Below are 19,757 nucleotides of genomic sequence, written 5' to 3' on the forward strand. Positions count from 1 at the left end.
GATAACAATATGCCTATTATCGAAATATCATCCTTGTCCCATCCCGGAGTAGAGATATTCAGTACCCTTACCGAAGCTCAGTTGCGTAATCGCCTCGAGCCTGAAAAGGGGTTGTTTATAGCGGAAAGTCCCAAAGTCATTAAAGTGGCTTTGGATGTAGGCTATGAACCTTTAGCGATTTTGTGTGAGCAAAAACATATCACGGGGGATGCTGCGAATATCATTGAACGCTGTGGTGATATACCCGTCTATACAGGTGACAGAGAACTGCTTGCTACGCTGACCGGATACGTTTTGACACGTGGTGTACTTTGTGCCATGCGTCTTCCGGTTCCGCGAAGTATGGAGGAAGTATGCCGGAGAGCCAGGCGCATCGTGATCATAGACGGGGTGGTGGATACTACCAATATCGGTGCCATCTTCCGTTCGGCGGCCGCTCTCGGAATAGATGCGGTATTGCTTACGCGCAACTCTTGTAGTCCATTAAACCGACGTGCGATCCGGGTGTCTATGGGGGCGGTCTTCCTTGTACCATGGACTTGGCTGGATGGTCCTCTCAGTGATCTGGCTCGGTGGGGCTTCCGTACGGTTGCCATGGCGCTTACGGATAATTCTATTTCCATCGATGATCCTGTGCTGACAACCGAACCCAAGTTGGCTATTGTGATGGGTACCGAGGGAGACGGGCTCTCGCATGAGAGGATTGCCGAAGCGGACTATGTCGTTCGCATCCCTATGTCACATGGGGTCGATTCGCTCAATGTGGCTGCTGCGTCTGCCATCGCTTTCTGGCAACTTCGTGCTGAGAAAGAGTATTAGTGAATACAAAGAGTAATGTATAATGTAGAAGAACAGAAATGAAAGATAACAAGTAAGGCAGCCTCATAAAGCTGCCTTACTTTATAAATTGTAATAAGGAATATATTAATTCCCTCTGTATGTAGAATACCCGTTGGCTGACATAGTAATGGGAATATGATAATGCTTTTTGCCTTCAATTCTAAATATAACTTCGACAAACGGATAGATTGATTTTAAGCCTTGTTTCAGGAAATAAGGCTCTGTATAAAATTTAAGCATATATATACCTGTATTATCCTCTATGCCTGGTAAAAAATTGGAGATTCTTCCATTTACATCAGTCTTGCCGGTTGCAATCTGTTTCCATTGGCTTGGAGTGGAAGGATTTAATTTATAGAGGGTGATGTCAACTCCTTGTGCCGGTTCTCCTTTACTAATATCAAGTATGTGTGTACTTAGCTGATGGCTTTCTGTTTGGGCATAGATAGAGAAGGGCAGGAGGAATAAAATAATAATTACCGAGAATTTCTTGATTAGTTGCGTCATATCTGTTTTCGTTATTATGATTATATAATTAACAAATAAATTGAATTTATGTTTGGTTTGGATCAAAGATGGATCTCCATACCGACTTACCCTCTTTAACCGATAACCATACCAGATATCCGCCACCAATTTCACAAATGCCGGCAAGTATGAAGACTAAAATAGTTCTTAATATAAGCATATATTCATTTTTTTATTATTGGGTCACAAATATAGTTTAAAAAGAGAAGGATGAAATCAACTGGATTCGATTTACATTCTCAAATTTGCTATGCCGGGAGGGATGCCGCTTGATATCCCGTCAATGATTGTACACTGAATACAGGGCACATCATGACCGGAACATCAATGCGGCAATTAATTTTTAGTCGATTCCCGGCTCTCTCCGGTCTTAATCGTAAAAGGGCTGTTAATTGTTGGTTAATATTTCTACAGCCTGTTTTAACGTGCGATCAATATGGGTATAAGGTGAAAGGGCCATTTCATAAATTTCTTCTTCGGTTAGTGGTTCCATTAGGAAGTCCGGTTTAATCCCGATTCCTTCTATTACAGTATGAGTTGCATCCTGCATTGCAAGTAAAGGCATATAAAACTCTAAGTAATCACCGACTTTACCTCTCAGCCCTCCGTTAAACTGATCCGAATCTCCTAATCCGGCAGTTGCACCGGCACTATAATGTCCTACGACAGTGACATGTTTCCCCTGGCTTTTTAGCATTAGGGTACTGATTTCAGACATACTTGCACTGTTCTTGTCTAAGAGAATAACTACCGGTATTTCTTTTTTTATCCCAATGTCTGTTGGCTTTGTCATGCAGGGTGTCCATGGGGTATAACTGAATGGATTATTGTCTTCTTTGAACCTCTGGTAGCCAAAGATGGCGTCTTTGGTGATAAAGCGATCTGTAAATGTTCTTGCATCAAGAACCATACCGCCACCGTTTCCTCTAAGATCCAGTATTATCTTTTTTATATCCCCGTTTTTGAGGGGTACCAGGAAATTCTTATAGAAATCTATCTTATATTGATTGTTGATAACATTATCTATATCCGAGAGAAAAATTGTATACTCACATGCTAATTGTAAATGCTCGGTCGAGCGTTGTTTAAACCACTTGGTATAATTCGGATTTAGTTTAAACTCTTCCAGACCGCTTAGCTGTAATAGCTCTAAATTTATATTGGGTGCATTCTTTTTGGCTTTGAGTAATGCCTCGACAAAACTCTCGTCTATAGTTTCAGACTGCTTAAAGTTCTCTATTTTTTTTATTGCATCTTGCGCGATTTCGGACATCATAAAAGAGTTAAACTTATCTATATACTCTATAGACTTCTCAATCAGGACACTTTTTACAGCAGGGTCTTTTATTTTCGCTTCAATGGTATCTCTTATCTCTTTTCCTGTTAAATAATACGGGCTTTTATCATCTATAACCAAGTATTCATCACCAAAAGAAACTATATAATCATTACTTATTGTAAACGACTTAAAACCGAAATAGTATATGTCGGGATTGTCTGATAAGAAGCCACCTAACATATCATTTTTATGTCCGAATACTCCTGTGTCAGGTTGTATCTTAGACTTCATATATTCATACTTTAGATCAAAAGGATAAGCATATATCTTGTCTTTACTCTTCATTCCACCATAAAAAATGGCGCTTTTGAAATAACTATGTGACACGGGAAGTGATATTTTTACATAGAAATGCCGGTCTATGATAGGATCAATGATTTCTGTAAAGTATTCTATTGCTTTGTTACAATCATCTGATATTTCAGCTTTGGTATACTGTTTATCCCTGTTAAACGTTTTTAATTCTTTGAACTTTGGAGTATATTCTTTATATATCGCTTCCCAGTTCAAACTACTCTGCTCGTAAAAATAATTGTATTTCTGGTTCATTGTATTCCAAAACACATCGAACAGGTCAGAATATGATTTTATATCACTTGCTGTATACCGTGTTGGTTCTTTGGTTGATTCTGTAACGTCTTCAACGCAACTTCCAGAAATAAAGAGCACAAGAAATAAAAGAAAGAAGTGACGTAATGTCCAATTATATTTTTTAGTTTTCATAATCTATAGTTTTAGAATTTATAGGCGACGCCCAATGATATTATGTTTGAGATTCTTCTCGATTTACGATTCGAAGAAGTTTTTGCTTTGTATATGTCGGTTAGACCATACTGATAGGTGTATGAAGCAAAAACATCGATTTTCTTAAAAGAATAACCGATTTCTCCTGTGCCCTCTATCCCGAACAGGTTTCTTTTCAAGTTATTTTCATTTCGCTTGAAATCATACGTTTCATTCACTTGAGCTCTGATATAGGAACCGTCTTTCTGTAATTGTGCAAAGATCGGGTATTCTCCTTTCCGGTGCATTCTTGTAAAGTATTCATAGTAAACACCGCCTTGAATTTTGAGCCATACACCATTCTCTTTATAAGGGTTATTGAAAATATATAACCCTACATTCAGCGGTACATTCATAAAGTTGTTTTTATACAGTGTATGTGTTCCCGTAATATTATCCGTCTTTTTATATTCATAGTTTCTTTGTATGAATCCCAGACCTGTTCCCACAATAAAGTCTTTAAAGAAGTTATATTCAAGATTTACACCGGTTGCAACCCCTGTTTGGGTATTGTAACGTGTATTGACCAGATTGGAAACGTCGCTACTTAAAATACTCCTGGAGATACCGACATCCAAACTAACTTTTAATTTCTGTGCTTTTACAGATGAAGGAATTGTTATAATTCCTAACAGAATGAAAATTGCTACTTGTTTTTTCATAAAATTAATGTTTAAATTAAACAAAGAACCAAACGGATGTTGTGGTTCGAATAAGTAAATTATGGTGGATTAAATTAGGTATAATACGAACAGGTATCGACTGTGTATTAATGTTGTCACGAGAAACGTGCAACGGAACTGTATCATCAATGGGATTTTATGCTATTCAGATCCATAGCATGCTCAATCATATTCAGGTATCTTATGATTGAAATATCACTTGGCGAATTCTCCTTGTGGAAAGAATTCGCCTACATCTGATTATCTCTATAAACTTTAAATTTCTTCATATATATTCAGGTTTTGATTAAAATAGGTACTTCTATATTTTACAAAACTATTATTCTATGCCGGAAAACAAACACATTTCATTGCTTTTTTTTAAAATTTATATGAAAAATACCACAAATATGTTAGATGATATTGGTAATATTACCTTTCCGGTATCCATCTGACTGATGCTATTTCGTTTTTTTCTCTTCGATTTAAAAGAAATCTCCCGGTTTTCGGAAGGCCAATATGCTCATCAGAAATTCATAATTGTTTCCGCTCTTTTTATCCCATATTTTTGTATCGTAAGCTTGCAGAAATAGTTAAAATGTATAGGCGGGTTTCGAAAAGCCTTTGATAGAGTAGAATAATATTTTTAGGGTTATGAATGAAAAGATGGATACAGCAGGTTTCAACATAGGAAATATTGCGGGTAACGGAAAAGCGGGCAACCTGCTTAATGTGAAAGGTATGAAGAGAGGAAATTGGAGTTATTTCTTTTCACTAATGGTGAGATTTGAGGAGAATGGTCAGAATTTTCTTTTTTCTCATAGTGTTGATGGAAATAAGATTAAGTTGTCATCTCTGACGTCAGAGGGAGAAGGTCAGGTTTTTATCGATGATAAATGGCATTGGTATTATAATTCTCAGGTTCCGTTTGTTGAGAATGGAAAAAATTACATATTCTGTTATAGTAACAGAGGAAATCGGTGGTTTATTTCTGAGTTATCTACTAAATGGGATGGACAGAAAGAAATAAAAAATGGCCAGGGATTCGGCAAAGACTATGATGTTATGATCCCTTTTAATGAAAACGGTAAAAATTATATTTTTGCTCATAGCAGTTCGGATAAGAGTTGGTTTATGACTGAGTTGTCCACTAATTGGGATGGAAAGAACAGAATTAAAGAAGGGCGTTGGGCACGTTTTTACAAGGTCTTGATACCTTTTGTCGAAAATGGGCGTAGTTATTTGTTTGCGCATAGTGCACAAGACAATCGATGGTTTGTTTCTGAGTTATCTACAAAATGGAACGGTCAATCAGAATTGAGATGTGGCAATTGGGCACGCTATTACCCAAGTGTGACTGCATTTGTGCATTTGGGCAAACCTATTGCATATTTCCACAGCGAGAAAGATAGACGTTGGTTTATGTGGGAACTTTCTACAGATAGAAAAACAGACAAAGATTTAAATAATGGAAATCTTGATTCGTTTTATGATACGGTTACTTCGTTCAAAGAGAATCAAGCATGTTATATACTTGCACAAAGCAGCAAAACCAAGGAATTCTTTATTTGTCCGGTACTTTAGTTGATGTGCTTTGAATGTTATGGGCGGGTTCTGAAAAGTGATCACAGGGTAGGAAGAAATATCCGAGGTAGTATGGAAATATATTGCTTGAGTAGTAAATCGGTAACCCTGGCACCTAAAGTAACTATCTCCAATATTGTGTAAACGGAAAACTACGCGATTCTCCTCGTTGTTTTTTTATAACCGTGTAAGGCTCCGGATCGAAAGATTCGGAGCTTATTGTGTATTTATTCCCCAAAGTGTGTGTCTATTCCCCATTTATTTCCCAATCTTTTTTTTATTATATTGAATGTAACTTGCTGTTTTATAGTTGCTTTGTGGCCTGTTAGTATTCTGGCATGTCCTTTGTCTTTTATTTAGCATAAGAGTTAGTTTTAATTATTCACACTAAAAAATTACGATTATGAAAAAGGTATTAGCAGCATTAGCAATGATTATGGGATTAGGCACTTCAGTAGCATTTGCCGGTGTATCGGGTGACACTTTAGCAGTAGAACAAACTCTGCAAACTCCTCAGGACGAATTTACAAAAGTTGCCGCAAAGGAACTTCCTACTCCTGTCATCAATGCATTGGCCAAAGACTATGAAGGTGCTTCTATAAAGGAGGCTTTCGTTTCGGAAAGAGAAGCCGGTAAGGTATATAAAGTGATTGTGACTGTAACCAAGGAAGATCAATCTACAGAAGATATCACTGTTCTTTTGAATGAGAAAGGTGAGATTGTGAAGGAATAGTGAGCTTTTCAACTTAATTTCTACTTTTATGGCCCTGGTTCTTAGGAATCGGGGCTTTCTCATTTAAGAGAAATCCTCTTGCATCCGAAAGGTTATTTTCCTTATCAGAAATTTATAATTGCTTCCAACCTTCCTATTGCATACTTTTGTATCGTAAGCTTACACTAACTTTAATTAAAAAAACAGGAATATTATGGCTATTTTAAATTCAAACAATGCAGATGTTCTATGTACTGCCATTGCAGTGGGGTTTATTCACCAATCAATTGTTGAAAGAAAACCACAAAGGACGCAGCTTATATATGAACAAAAATCGTTAGTTCAAGAAAGTAAAACGATGACTGTGCAAGAAAAAGAGAGGATCGTTATAGAAAATGCAAAAATTAGTGATAAAAATGCGAAAACCGTTCAAGAGCATAAGGAAATCCAAAAACTATTGGCTAATGTGGGGTGTAATGTAGATATAAAAGAAGCACTTCCGTCATCTCACTTGCCTTTTGTTGGGGCTAAACATGGTGGAATGACGGTAGAAGAGTTTAGTCAATGGGCAAAAGACTTTGAGGTTGTTGTAGATCAATTACAAAAAGCTGCCCAAAATCCTCTTCGTGGAGCATATATAGGAGGGCTATATAAGATAGTAGAGAAAACTATATCTTTTATAGGAGCTTCAAAATTAGAAATCTATTCTCCCCATTATAGAGAAATTGACACTTACGAACAAGAAAAAATTAGTACTGCTTACAAAGATGCGGCTAAAACTACTAATCAATCTTTAGAGTGCATAAAAAAAGTAAGTGAACAATTTAAGTCATTAAGGCACTACATCCCTACAGGATATTTAAGTGGCGAAAAAACTCCAGATACTGTTACTAAAGAACTCTTAGAATCTTTAGACATTTTAGATGGAAAGTTTTTATTCAAAAGTAATCATGGGATGACTCAGGCTATAATGCAATTTGGAAATACTATGGATAAAAGGCAGGAGATGTGTGTTGAGTTTGCTTTGAGTTCCGGAACTTCTAAGATTGGTTCGTGCATTCCGTGTAGTATTTTTATGGAAGCTTCAGGTATGCCTGCTACTGCTACTCATTTGGGGTGTGGAGATAACTGGAGTATCCCGAATTTAGAGGAGCAACGGGGGCATATGTTGGTCAGACAGTGGCAAGAATACGTAAATAGCTGCTATAATAAAGGGTGTGAACTATTAAGACCTAAATATAGTACATTATTGGCAACATTGGATACAATTACCCCTGGAATTTTACCAGATGTATTCCTTGAAGCTCTGACATACGAAAAACCATTTATAGAGAGAATGATGAATACGCTCAGACTCAAACAAGTGTAGATGTCTCTTATTAGAATTATAAGGTATAAATAGAAAGGGCTTCTAAATCCTCCTCTGAGGTAGAAGCCCTTCAACACAAAAACTAAACTAGACTTAACTAAACTATTCTATTCTTGGAAGTTTCACAACTTCCGTTCTGTTTGTTACAAAGATAGAGATTTTTTTGTTTATATATAAATAATAATCGACAAATGCTCACATTTTACCGATAAATCAGCTGCAAATCCTTTCAACTTCGTTCGTCAAGGAAAGCTTGGAAAGCTTGTTTGTAGCTATCGCTGACGGGGATGTAGGTCTTATCGAATACGATGCGGCCGCGGTCGATGATGCGTATTTTGTCCTTTTGGACAATGAAAGAGCGGTGTACACGTATAAAGCGGGTGGGGGGAAGCAGCTCTTCCATGGACTTCATACTCATAAGTGATAGGATGGGCTTGGGAGCATCTTCGGTATAGATTTTGATATAGTCCTTCAGACCTTCTATGTACAATATCTTTTTGAGCTCTACCTGTACCAGTTTGTAGTCGCTCTTCACGAAAATACTGTCTATTTCCTCGGGTTTCTGAACGAGTTCGAACCACTGCAATGCCTTGTTGGCGGCCTGCAGGAAGTCGACATACGAGATGGGCTTGAGCAGGTAGTCCAGTGCGTTGACCCGGTATCCGTCGATGGCGTATTGACCGAAGGCGGTGGTAAAGACAATACGGGTACGGGCATCTACCATTTTAGAGAATTCCAGGCCGTTAAGCTCCGGCATCTGGATATCCAAAAACAGCAGGTCAATCTGATGTCCCGGAAGTTCTTTCATGGCTTGTACGGCGCTGGAATACTTTCCTGCCAGTTCAAGGAAAGGGGTTTTGTTGACGTAACTCTCCAGCAGGCTGAGTGCCAGAGGCTCGTCGTCTACTATGGCGCAATGTAGTTTCACGGCTGTGGATGATTAAATATTAATAATTTCGATATATATTCTTTGCCATCTTCAGAGATGGCTTTGTCCCATCGGTAGCGTCCGGGGTAAGACAGTTCGAGGCGCTTGCTCACCTGTTCGAGGCCGATGCCCGATCCGCTTTTATCCATATTGGTTTTGGGATGGCAGCTGTTGCGTATTTCACACCGGATCTCTTCTTTATTCTCAGAGATAAGGATGTGGATGAAGCTCGGTTCGGTAGGGGAGATGCCGTGTTTAAAGGCGTTCTCAATAAGGGAGATGAAGATCAGCGGGGCGATCTTCGTCTGGCTGTCCGGTTGTATGTCGAGTTGCGTAATGACCTCTACGTTTCCAGAGAGGCGGATACGCATTAGTTCGATGTAGTTGCGGATAAAGTCGACCTCTTTGCAGAGGGGGACGTAGTTCTGCTGGTTGTCATAAAGCACATAGCGGAGCAGCTTGCTGAGCTCCTGTACAGCCTGCTGCGCTTTGTCGCTGTCGAAGGCAATCAGTGCGTAGATGTTGTTCAGCGTATTGAGCAGGAAGTGCGGGTTGAGCTGATTGCGCAGGTTTTTCAGTTCGGCTTCGGTGCGGCTTTTTTCCGCTTCGCGGCGGGCGGCTTCGGCTTCTCCCCAGCGGGCGCTCATGCGGATGGCGGCACTCAGGCCGATGGTGAAGATAAGGCTCAGGATGTCCCGTACAAAGAAGATCCATCCGGGAGGCATGTGAGGTTTTTTTATGGGGGGGATCGGGGCATTCAGGCTTTGCCAGATGTGCAGCAGGAGGCCGATTATGCAGACCAGCAGGATGTTATAGATGATGTACTTGTTCTTCTGTTCCCGGAACAAGAGGAAGGGGACCAGCAGGAAGTAGTTCAGATAGAATACGGTGACAAAGGAGATGGGTACGGCAGAGTGGCGCAGATAGGCACTCCAATTGATGCTGTTTCCCGCACGATCGATAAAGAAGAAAGGGAAACCAAACACGATCCCCCAGCTGATAATATGTATCAGTATTTCCAGAGGGCGGCGGGCTGATGTCAGAGACTGTTTCATGGGGACAAAGATACTAATTTTAGTTTACGTTTGGGACGTTTTGAACAATGAACGATAAACGGGGATCACCACAGAGGACACAGAGTTTACTATATATATAATGTATAAAGAATATATAATAGGCAATGAAAGCAATCAGCATCATAGGCTTTACTGATAGAATATCGGGCTTTCGTCGTTCTTTATACTTTTTTTTACTTTACGTTCTCAGTGTCCTCTGTGATAGATTACTCGTATCGGATTGCCTCGATCGGGTCGAGGTCGGCTGCTTTCTTGGCCGGATACCATCCGAAGAAGACCCCGGTGACGGTGCACACAGCAAACGACAGGAATACACTCCAGGGCTGGATGAAGATGGGCCAATGGGCAACGCTTTTCACGAGCCAGCTGGCACCACACCCGATGATTACTCCGATAAGGCCGCCGGTGATACTGATCAGGATGGCTTCTATCAGGAATTGGCTCAGGATGTCGATTCCCCGTGCACCGACTGACATGCGCAGGCCGATTTCCCGGGTACGTTCGGTGACGCTGACGTACATGATGTTCATGATTCCGATTCCGCCTACCACAAGCGAGATGCCGGCGATGCAGGCAAGCAGGGTGGTCATCAGGTCGGTGGTGGAGTTGAGCATGCTGCTCAGTTCCTGCTGGCTGCGGATGGTGAAGTCATCATCGTCCCCTTCCTTGAGTTTATGATTGCGGCGGAGGAGTTCTGTGATTTCTTCCGTGGCATTGTCCGTCATATCCTCGGTGAGGGCAGAAGCGTAAATGCCTTGCAGATAGGTCTGTGCCAGCAGGCGCTTCATCACGGTGGTGTAGGGGGCCAGTACGATGTCATCCTGGTCCATACCCATGGAGTTGTAGCCTTTGGACTTCAGTACGCCCACTACGCGGAACGGGATTTTATTGAACCGGACAATGCGTCCCACGGGGTCTTCTCCACCGGGGAAAAGATTGTCTACAATGGTTTTTCCTATCACGCACACCTTGGCGCTGGACTGGATATCGGCTTCGCTGAACATCTCGCCGTTGTCGACCGAGAGCTGGCGTATCTCCAGATAGTCCGTACCCACGCCACTGACGGATGACGGATAGTTATTGTTACCGGCTATCAGTTGCCCGGAGCTGGAAACATTCGGGCTGACGGCAGCTAAAAAACTGGTTTCGTCCCGCAATGATTCGTAGTCGGTCAGTTTCAGTGTCTGCATGGCACTGGGGTCCTGACGGACTCCTCCGCGCATATCTGCTCCCGGATGGATCATGATCATATTGGAGCCCATTTCGGAGATTTGTGCCTGAATGCTTTTCTTTGATCCCTGTCCGATGGCGAGCATGGTGATGACAGATGCCACACCGATAATGATTCCAAGCATCGTAAGGAATGCGCGCAGCTTGTTGTTGTTCAGGGCACGCAGGGCTATTTTAAATAAATTGGTTCCATTCATAATGGTAATGGTTTTGAGTTCACCACAGATTACACAGATTAACACAGATATTTTAGTTTAACTCTCAGTAAAATAAATTACTAATCTGTGAGAATCCGTGTAATCTGTGGTGAATCGTATTCGTTTCTAAACTGTATTATTCTTCCTGTACAGGCAGTGCGGCCAGTGCCTCGGCTGCCGAAAGAATGTTCGGGTTGACACTATCATCCTTGACCTGCCCATCGCGCAGCACAATGTTGCGGCTGCTGTATTGGGCTATTTCCGGGTTGTGCGTCACAAAGATGATGGTACGCCCCTCGGCATGCAGTTTCTGAAACAGCACCAGAATCTCGAAAGAGGTGCGTGTATCGAGGTTACCCGTCGCTTCATCCGCGAGGATGACTGCCGGATTGTTGACCAACGCGCGGGCGATGGCTACACGCTGCATTTGTCCGCCGGACATTTGGTTGGATTTATGTTCCAACCGGTCGCCCAACCCTACCGCGCGGAGGGCTTCGATGGCCCGCCGGCGCCGTTCGGAGGCGCTGACTCCCGAGTTGTACATCAGCGGGAGCTCCACATTCTCCACGGCGGTCGTTTTCGGCAGCAGGTTGTAGCTCTGAAAGACAAAGCCTATCTTGCGGTTGCGCAATACGGCGCGTTGCGGCTTGCTCATGGTACGCACCGAGATACCGTCCAGCAGATATTCTCCACTGGTGGGTGTGTCGAGGCAACCCAACGTGTTTAGCAACGTCGACTTTCCCGAACCGGAAGTACCCATGATGGTGACAAACTCCCCTTCGGTGATGGTGAACGAAACTCCGCGCAGCGCATGTACCGTTTCGTCTCCCACCCGGAAGTTGCGTTTGATGTTCTGAAGTTCGATGACTGTTTTGCTCATACTTATTTTCCTTTCTTCTTACTGCCCGGGTGGCTTGGCATGAACGGGCTTTGCTCTCCGCCACCGTCCGGTCCGGCTTCGGGTGCTACGTTTCCACCGGGCATGCTTCCGATGGTTGCTTCGGTCACTACTACCATTCCTTCGGAGGCTCCTCCGGTGATTTCGGTATTGATACCGTTGGTGATACCTGTCTGTACGGGATGTGCCGTGAATGTATTTCCTTCACGTGTCCACAGTTTATGTTCGCCCTCACAGTCTTTTACCACATCCTTGTCGCTTATCAGCGGCTTTTCCGGGGTGAAGCGCAGTGCGCGTGCGGGCACGGAGAGCACGTCTTTGCGGTCCAGGGTATAAATGGTGACATTGGCTGTCAGGCGGGGTTTCAACTTCAAGTCCGGATTGTGGGCGGAGATCACTACTTCGTAAGTGACTACGGTGGTCGACGTACTGCTCGTGCTGGTGCTGCTTGCGTCTCCCAGTCGGATTTGCGTGACCGTTCCTTCGAATACGTCGTTCGGGTAGGCATCTACGGTGAATGTAGCCCGTTGTCCTTCTTCCACACCGCCTATGTCGGCTTCATCCACATCGGCCACAACCTGCATCTGAGTCAGGTCGGCGGCAATGGTGAATAGGGTCGGTGTTTCAAATCCCGAAGCTACGGTCTGTCCTTCTTCCACATCGCGGCTGATGACCACGCCGTCGATCGGTGAAGTGATGGTGGCATACGACAGGTTGCGTTCCGCTTTGGCCAACGAAGCCTGGCTGCTCTCGAACGAGCTTTTTGCCTTTTCATAGTTGTAGAGCGACTGCTCGTAGTCGGTATCGCTGATCAGCGCCTTTTCGTGCAGTCCCCGGCTGCGTTCATAGTTCTTCTTCTGATATTCGTATTCCGCTTTCGCTCCATTGTAAGTGGCGCGTTGTGAAGCGAGTTCACTCTGCAACGTCACGCGGTCCATCTCGGCAATCAGCTGTCCTTTGGTCACTGCCGCATTATAGTCCACATAGATTTTGTCGATGATTCCGGATACCTGTGTACCGACTTCCACTTCCGTTACCGGTTCGATGGTTCCTGTGGCGGTCACCGATTCGGATATCTCGCCTTTGCTCACGGTCGCCGTGGTATAGGTCACTTTGTGCTTGGCCGTCGGGCTTCCGAAGAGCCAAAGCCCTCCGCCTGCCAGTACGACGATGCCTGCGGCGATAAGGATGATCTTTTTCTTATTCATATCGTTTATACGTATTAAATGTTTTTGTTCTCTGCGGTGAGTCCTGTCAACTCGTCTCCCTGATAGAACTTCAGCAGTTGAGTGTTTAGAATGGCCATATATTTGGACTGTAGCAACTCCTGCTGTGCTTGCAGCAGATTGTTCTTCTCCGTAAGCAGTTCTACCGTATTCTTCATGCCGGCATTAAACTGTTCGCTGATCAGTTCATAGCTGGTCTGCGTGCTGCGCAACTTTTCTACAGCTGCCGCATAGCGTTGTTGTGCGCTGTTGGCATCGAGCCACAACCCTTCGATGGTCTTATACAGAGTTTTCTGTTCATCGAGCAGCGTCAGTTGGCTGGTCTGATACTGAAGTTTGGCCTTTTCTACGGCGCTTTTCGTCTGCCGGTTGTTGAAGATAGGTACGCTGATGCTGAGTCCGATGGAGTTATTCCATCCGTTTTTCACCTGTTCCCCGAAGGTGAAGTCGCTTCCGCTCGTATGGTTTGTCCCTATTCCGGCTGTCAGGCTGACGCTGGGCAGATATCCCGACCGGGCTATTCCGATGCCCAGTTCCGAAGCCTCCACACTGAGTTTGCTTGCCTCGATCTCCGGCCGTAGGGCCACGGCAGCCTGAAACACGTCTGCTTTGGTGGGCAGGGGCGACAGTACATTTTCGTCACCCAGCACAGGCAGATATATCTGCATCTCCTGTTCGCCGTCCAGTTCGAGCAGTTGTTTCAGTTGCAGTTTATAATCCTGAAGCGTGGCCTGTGCCGTGACCAGTTGATAGCGGTCGGTGCTGACTTGTGCTTCCAGTTGGGCATAGTCGCTCCGGGCGATGCTTCCCGCATCCAGCAGTTGCTTGCCGCGGTCCCGCTGGGCTTCGGATACTTGCAGGGTGTTTTCGTTCACCTTCACCGACTCGGCCGCATACAGTATTTGTATGTAGGTCTGGGCGATGGACTGCCGGATGTCATTCTCCGAAGTAGCCACGTCGAGGTCCGCCACCCGGTTGTTGAGTTTTTCCTGCTCGATGGTCTTCAGGCGTTTGCTGCCGTTGTATACGGTCCATTGTGCATTCAGCCCGTAGTTTCCGTTGTAGGTTGTCTTGTTGCTGCTCTTCAGCACTTCCGATCCGCTGATGATGCTGCTCGACTCTTGATAGGGGCGGTTCACCAGATTCTGGCTGCTGGAGAATGAAAGGCTGGGGAAGAGGGCCGCTTTGGCTGTCTTCACGTCCACCTGTGTGCTTTGTGCGTTGATTCTGTTGCGACGGATGCTGATGTTTTGCTGCAAAGCATAATCGATGCAGCTTTGCAGGTCCCACCGGGCAGGTATTGCCACCGAGTCGCTGGCCTGCATTTGTCCGGAGGTTCCGGTTTGTTGCGCCCACAATCCGCCTTCGGGCAGGGTGGCTGCCAGGCAGAGGGCTATCAGGGTGATTCTTTTTACGTTTGTCATACGCTTGGTTCTTTGATTTTACTGAAACAAAGGTACAGCGTATAAGAAAGAGGCGCAAAAGCGATAGACGGGAGCGGAGGTTTTAACGATAAAAGATGAACTATAATCGATGAATGAAGTTTACCACGGAGTGACACAGAGTTCCACAGAGAATCTTTTTTAAGATTTCCTGAGTGGGAAATGTCCCGGTGACCGGTAACTGCCCTCACAGGTAAAAAGGAGGTGTGTTTCAGGAACTTTGATAGAAGTGTGACCTGTCAGGTCACACTTCTTAAAAGGTAAATATTTACTTTTGTAAGCCGGAACGTTTAGAACGATGAACTGTATAGAAATGAATACGATTCACCACAGAGTACACGGAGGACACAGAGTTTTAATCTCTTGTTTATTAAGATGTTTAAGAGAAAGATACTCTCTGTGTTCTCTGTGTCCTCCGTGGTGAATTAAACTCAAAAACAAATGGAAAGAAAACAATTTTTTATTCTTGAGAAAGATTTCCTGAACACACGGGAAGTGGGAGACTTGATAGAAGCTCTCGGACCGGGAGGAGTGGGAGCCTATATGGCAATTCTGATCTACTTGCGTCATCAGCCTGCCTATACGACGTGTTACAGACCTTCCTTATTGAGCCAGTTGGCGCGTTGCAATAACGGTACTGTTGAGTTGTTCAGAGATGTGCTGCTCAACTTCGGGCTTTTTGATTTTGGTGAAGGAGAGGAGCCGGAGTTTCATTCTTTTTATCTGGACCGAGTGATGGAACCTATGGACCGGAGATGTGCAAACAGCCGTCGTAATGGAGCGAAAGGAGGACGTCCGCCAAAGGTGGCTCGTACTGTGCATAATGTGATTCCGGAAGTGATGGAAGAGGTTACGGAACCTGTTGCGGAAGAACCTTTGCAACTTGCTGTGGCTGAGGAAGAAAAACCCAGAAAAACCTACAATACAATACAGAACAATACAGAACAATACAATACAACAACAGAAACAACAGAAAAGAGTAAAAGCGAAACCTCCGTGCTTGTTCCTGTTGCCGCCGCCATTGCTGCCACCACTGCCGTTGTTGGGGAGAACATACAATCTTTGTTTGGCTTCCGGACAGACCGGCGGATAAGGATGGACGAAACGCGGATCGACAGGCAATGCTGTATCGGGCATATCCCTATCGGTACGAGGCATTGGCGGGAGGATTGCAGATCTATCTCTTGTCTACCTCACTTGCTTGGAGTGTCCGGAAGAAGTGGCGATCGGAAAATAAGGGCCTCCGGCTGTCAGAGATCTGGTCCCTGACTGTCGGTGAGGTGTAGCCCGGCTGTCGGTGAGGTGTAGCCCGGCTGTCGGTGGGGTGTAGCCCGGCTGTCGGTGGGATGTAGCCCGGCTGTCGGTGAGGGGGTGCCCGGATGGGTATCCGTCGTAAAATGTTATCTTTGCACGTATCTAAAAACACAATAGAGTCATGAATACACCCGTAACCATTCCGTTGCGGAAACTCCCGATAGGGATACAAAGTTTCGAAAAACTGCTTATCGACGAGTACGATAAACTCGTTTGGCGACTATTGGTTCACCGGCGGAACCCCTGCTTTCCTGGTGGAAATGCTGCAGAAGACCAATTTCGGTTTACGGGAGATGGAAGGAATCGAAGTGCCCTCCACTTCGCTGAACGATGACCGTGCCAATGTGGGCAATCCCATTCCTATGATTTATCAGAGTGGCTGCCTGACTATCTTTGTAATAATCAGAAACTTAGATTCGATTCTGTGTCGTTCTGTGTCCTCTGTGGTGAGTAAGAACCGTTTATTTTGCTTGTTTCATCAACATTTTTAAGATTATCTTTGTTATTATTTGTATAGACACTAATTTTGATATGTTATAAAATTACCCTGTATTATGAAGAATACACTGCTCCATATCTGGAACTTCTATGTCGAAGGTTTTCGAAGCATGACTCTGGGCCGCACCCTGTGGCTGATTATACTGGTGAAACTCTTCATCATGTTCTTCATTCTCCGCCTCTTTTTCTTTCCTAACTTTCTGAGCAGCCAGCCTACCGACAAGGACAAGGAAGAATACGTTGCAGGCGAACTGATACAACGCGGGCAATAAACGGCTGAAGTTTAACTCTAACTACTAATGATATGATTGAAAGTATTGACACTTCACTTATTGACTGGTCGAGAGCCCAATTTGCTCTGACAGCCATGTACCATTGGATTTTTGTGCCGCTCACTCTCGGCTTGGCAGTCGTTATGGGTATCATGGAAACCCTTTATTATAAAACAGGCAATGAGTTCTGGAAACGGACAGCCAAGTTTTGGATGAAGATTTTCGGTATCAACTTTGCCGTAGGTGTAGCCACGGGACTGATCCTTGAGTTTGAGTTCGGAACCAACTGGAGTAACTATTCCTGGTTTGTAGGTGATATTTTTGGCGCGCCGCTTGCCATCGAGGGCATTTTGGCTTTCTTTATGGAGGCCACGTTTATTGCCGTCATGTTTTTCGGGTGGGATAAGGTCAGCAAAGGTTTCCACCTGACTTCTACCTGGCTCACAGGACTGGGAGCTACGATCTCCGCCTGGTGGATTCTGGTAGCCAATGCCTGGATGCAGCATCCGGTAGGTATGGAGTTCAATCCCGATACAGTGCGCAACGAGATGGTCGATTTCATGGCAGTTGCCTTTTCGCCTGTCGCCGTTAATAAATTTTGCCACACGGTGCTCTCGAGTTGGGTGCTGGGAGCTGTTTTCGTGATAGGCATCAGTTGCTGGTTCTTGCTGAAGAAGAGAGACAAGGAGTTTGCCATAGCCAGCATTAAGATTGGTGCCATCTTCGGGTTGGTAGCTTCGGTGCTGACGGTGTGGACCGGCGACGGTTCCGGTTATGCCGTTGCGCAAACACAGCCGATGAAACTGGCAGCGGTAGAAGGATATTACGAAGGACAGAACGGAGCCGGGCTGGTAGCTGTCGGGGTGCTGAATCCTGATAAGAAGACTTATGACGACGGTCAGAATCCGTTTTTGTTCCGTATAGAGATTCCAAAGATGCTCTCCTTCCTGGCCGAGCGTAAAGCAGATGCTTTTGTGCCGGGCATCAAAAATATCATTGAGGGGGGATACGAACTGAAAGACGGCACGAAAGCGCTTTCGGCTGCCGAGAAAATAGAACGGGGTAAAAAAGCGATTACTGCATTGGGCACCTATCGTGCGGCTAAAAAAGACGGTGACGAGGCTGCTATGCAGCAGGCATCCGCCACGCTGAAAGAGAATGTTGCCTATTTTGGTTATGGTTATATTAAGGATGTGAACCAATTGGTTCCCAATGTGCCGCTCAACTTTTATGCCTTCCGCGTGATGGTGATCTTGGGTGGATACTTTATCCTGTTCTTCATTGCGATTCTCTTCTTTGTCTATAAGAAAGACCTGTCGCAAATGCGATGGATGCAATACATCGGACTATGGACCATTCCGTTTGCTTACATTGCCGGACAGGCAGGATGGGTAGTGGCCGAATGTGGTCGCCAGCCTTGGGCGATACGGGACATGCTGCCCACGTCGGCAGCCATCTCAAAGTTGGATGTAGGCTCTGTACAGGCCACATTCTTCATATTCCTTATTCTGTTTACGGTAATGCTGATTGCGGAAATCGGCATCATGGTCCGGGAGATCAAGAAGGGACCGGCGGCTAATCATTAATCACGAACCATTAATCATTTAAACTATGGGTACATACATTTTTCTACAACAATATTGGTGGCTGGTAGTCTCACTGCTCGGGGCTATACTCGTATTCTTGCTGTTTGTGCAGGGTGGCAACTCTCTGCTGTTTTGTTTGGGTAAAACGGAGGAGCATCGCAAGATGATGGTAAATTCCACCGGACGTAAGTGGGAATTTACGTTTACCACACTGGTCACTTTCGGTGGCGCGTTTTTTGCTTCATTTCCTCTGTTCTACAGTACCAGTTTCGGTGGCGCCTATTGGCTTTGGATGATCATTCTTTTCAGCTTCGTATTGCAGGCTGTCAGCTACGAATTTCAGAGCAAAGCGGGCAACCTGCTCGGGAAGAAGACTTACCGGACTTTTCTGGTGATCAACGGTGTGGTCGGCCCTCTGCTCTTGGGAGGTGCGGTAGCTACCTTCTTCACAGGGTCCGATTTTTATATCAATAAGGGCAATATGGTGAACGAGATTATGCCTGTCATCAGCCATTGGGGCAACGGCTGGCATGGGCTCGATGCGCTGACCAATATCTGGAATGTGATTCTGGGACTGGCCGTGTTTTTTCTGGCACGCATCCTGGGAGCTCTCTATTTCATCAATAACATAGCCGATAAGGAACTCGTCGGCAAGTGCCGTCGTTCGTTGATTGCGAATACAGCTCTGTTTCTGGTGTTCTTCCTAACTTTTGTGATCCGCACTTTGTTGGCCGACGGATATGCTGTCAATCCGGAAACAAAGGAGATCTATATGGAACCTTATAAGTATTTCAATAACTTTATCGAAATGCCGGTAGTGCTGATTATATTCCTTGCAGGGGTTGTGCTGGTGCTGTTCGGCATTGGCAAAACAATGTTGAAGAAGACATTCGATAAAGGGATCTGGTTTGCCGGCATTGGTACGGTACTCACCGTCCTGGCACTGTTGCTTACTGCCGGATATAACAATACAGCTTATTATCCGTCTTACACGGATATACAAAGCTCTCTCACCCTTGCCAACAGTTGTTCCAGCCAGTTTACGCTGAAAACCATGGCTTACGTTTCTATCTTGGTTCCGTTTGTCATCGCCTACATCTTCTACGCCTGGCGCAGCATCGACAATCGTAAGATCGATGCAAAGGAAATGGACGAAGGCGGACATGCCTACTAAGATTTTTATCAGATAGAAGTACAGGATATCGGAATTTTATTACTTTTGTAGCGATGCTTATCTGCTCTTGACAAACGAAGGCGGATAAGCATTGTTTTT

General features: G+C 44.6%; 18 protein-coding genes and 1 pseudogene. 9 read left to right on the forward strand and 10 right to left on the reverse strand.

Translation table 11 applies throughout. The features are described from left to right. Positions 1 to 9 precede the first annotated feature (9 nt). Entirely contained in the window at positions 10 to 819 is an 810-nt protein-coding gene (locus tag ISX59_RS00100; protein ID WP_220575515.1) for an RNA methyltransferase, read from the forward strand. Between the two features lie 105 nt (positions 820 to 924). Here ISX59_RS00100 and uraH read toward each other — a convergent pair whose 3' ends face one another. From uraH to ISX59_RS00120, 4 genes are all read right to left on the reverse strand, one after another. Next, a complete protein-coding gene (uraH, locus tag ISX59_RS00105; RefSeq protein ID WP_005819729.1) occupies positions 925 to 1,347 on the reverse strand; it encodes a hydroxyisourate hydrolase in 423 nt (140 codons plus the stop codon). A gap of 46 nt (positions 1,348 to 1,393) precedes the next feature. Further along, positions 1,394 to 1,528, reverse strand: coding sequence for a hypothetical protein (locus ISX59_RS00110; protein ID WP_005819730.1), 135 nt, complete (start codon positions 1,526 to 1,528; stop codon positions 1,394 to 1,396). 228 nt (positions 1,529 to 1,756) lie between these two features. Next, complete coding sequence (locus ISX59_RS00115; protein ID WP_220575516.1) at positions 1,757 to 3,430, reverse strand: S41 family peptidase; 1,674 nt, start codon at positions 3,428 to 3,430, stop codon at positions 1,757 to 1,759. Between the two features lie 11 nt (positions 3,431 to 3,441). Then, positions 3,442 to 4,176 carry an outer membrane beta-barrel protein gene (locus ISX59_RS00120; RefSeq protein WP_122330479.1) on the reverse strand — a complete coding sequence of 245 codons (735 nt, stop codon included), beginning with the start codon at positions 4,174 to 4,176 and terminating at the stop codon, positions 3,442 to 3,444. A 630-nt stretch (positions 4,177 to 4,806) separates the two neighbouring features. On the opposite strand from ISX59_RS00120, the gene ISX59_RS00125 reads away from it, so the two are divergent. The 3 genes from ISX59_RS00125 to ISX59_RS00135 all read left to right on the forward strand — a co-directional run bounded on the left by ISX59_RS00125 (position 4,807) and on the right by ISX59_RS00135 (position 7,817). Beyond that, entirely contained in the window at positions 4,807 to 5,736 is a 930-nt protein-coding gene (locus tag ISX59_RS00125; RefSeq protein WP_220575517.1) for a hypothetical protein, read from the forward strand. A gap of 403 nt (positions 5,737 to 6,139) precedes the next feature. Then, positions 6,140 to 6,469, forward strand: coding sequence for a hypothetical protein (locus tag ISX59_RS00130; protein ID WP_220575518.1), 330 nt, complete (start codon positions 6,140 to 6,142; stop codon positions 6,467 to 6,469). A gap of 193 nt (positions 6,470 to 6,662) precedes the next feature. Further along, positions 6,663 to 7,817, forward strand: coding sequence for a hypothetical protein (locus tag ISX59_RS00135; RefSeq protein ID WP_220575519.1), 1,155 nt, complete (start codon positions 6,663 to 6,665; stop codon positions 7,815 to 7,817). 229 nt (positions 7,818 to 8,046) lie between these two features. Here the strand turns inward: ISX59_RS00135 and ISX59_RS00140 are convergent, their stop codons facing one another. From ISX59_RS00140 to ISX59_RS00165, 6 genes are all read right to left on the reverse strand, one after another. Further along, on the reverse strand, positions 8,047 to 8,745 hold the full coding sequence (locus tag ISX59_RS00140) for a LytTR family DNA-binding domain-containing protein (protein WP_005819743.1): 699 nt from the start codon (positions 8,743 to 8,745) through the stop codon (positions 8,047 to 8,049). Further along, positions 8,742 to 9,800: a sensor histidine kinase gene (locus ISX59_RS00145; RefSeq protein WP_005808802.1), complete on the reverse strand. Its 1,059-nt coding sequence runs from the start codon at positions 9,798 to 9,800 to the stop codon at positions 8,742 to 8,744. Before ISX59_RS00145 ends, ISX59_RS00140 begins: the two co-directional genes overlap by 4 nt. Before the next feature lie 227 nt (positions 9,801 to 10,027). Then, a complete protein-coding gene (locus ISX59_RS00150) occupies positions 10,028 to 11,248 on the reverse strand; it encodes an ABC transporter permease (protein WP_005776673.1) in 1,221 nt (406 codons plus the stop codon). 136 nt (positions 11,249 to 11,384) lie between these two features. Then, positions 11,385 to 12,128 (reverse strand): ABC transporter ATP-binding protein, encoded by a 744-nt coding sequence (locus ISX59_RS00155; RefSeq protein ID WP_005776674.1) that lies wholly within the window; start codon positions 12,126 to 12,128, stop codon positions 11,385 to 11,387. A gap of 2 nt (positions 12,129 to 12,130) precedes the next feature. Beyond that, positions 12,131 to 13,354 (reverse strand): efflux RND transporter periplasmic adaptor subunit, encoded by a 1,224-nt coding sequence (locus ISX59_RS00160; protein ID WP_005808799.1) that lies wholly within the window; start codon positions 13,352 to 13,354, stop codon positions 12,131 to 12,133. Between the two features lie 14 nt (positions 13,355 to 13,368). Continuing rightward, complete coding sequence (locus ISX59_RS00165) at positions 13,369 to 14,796, reverse strand: TolC family protein (protein ID WP_005808797.1); 1,428 nt, start codon at positions 14,794 to 14,796, stop codon at positions 13,369 to 13,371. Positions 14,797 to 15,255: 459 nt separating this feature from the next. Here ISX59_RS00165 and ISX59_RS00170 point away from each other — a divergent pair, with 459 nt between their 5' ends. The 5 genes and pseudogenes from ISX59_RS00170 (at position 15,256) to cydB (ending at position 19,658) form a co-directional block, all read left to right on the forward strand. After that, complete coding sequence (locus ISX59_RS00170; RefSeq protein ID WP_005776678.1) at positions 15,256 to 16,083, forward strand: DUF4373 domain-containing protein; 828 nt, start codon at positions 15,256 to 15,258, stop codon at positions 16,081 to 16,083. Positions 16,084 to 16,340: 257 nt separating this feature from the next. Next, a pseudogene (locus tag ISX59_RS21045) lies at positions 16,341 to 16,520 on the forward strand (AAA family ATPase); the annotation flags it as partial. Between the two features lie 162 nt (positions 16,521 to 16,682). Further along, a complete protein-coding gene (locus tag ISX59_RS00180) occupies positions 16,683 to 16,898 on the forward strand; it encodes a DUF4492 domain-containing protein (protein ID WP_005776680.1) in 216 nt (71 codons plus the stop codon). A gap of 32 nt (positions 16,899 to 16,930) precedes the next feature. Continuing rightward, positions 16,931 to 18,484 carry a cytochrome ubiquinol oxidase subunit I gene (locus ISX59_RS00185; RefSeq protein ID WP_005776681.1) on the forward strand — a complete coding sequence of 518 codons (1,554 nt, stop codon included), beginning with the start codon at positions 16,931 to 16,933 and terminating at the stop codon, positions 18,482 to 18,484. A gap of 25 nt (positions 18,485 to 18,509) precedes the next feature. After that, positions 18,510 to 19,658: a cytochrome d ubiquinol oxidase subunit II gene (cydB, locus tag ISX59_RS00190; RefSeq protein ID WP_005776682.1), complete on the forward strand. Its 1,149-nt coding sequence runs from the start codon at positions 18,510 to 18,512 to the stop codon at positions 19,656 to 19,658. Positions 19,659 to 19,757: the final 99 nt, after the last annotated feature.

This window comes from Bacteroides sp. FSHCM14E1 (genome assembly GCF_019633785.1).
GTDB classification, from domain to species: domain Bacteria; phylum Bacteroidota; class Bacteroidia; order Bacteroidales; family Bacteroidaceae; genus Bacteroides; species Bacteroides hominis.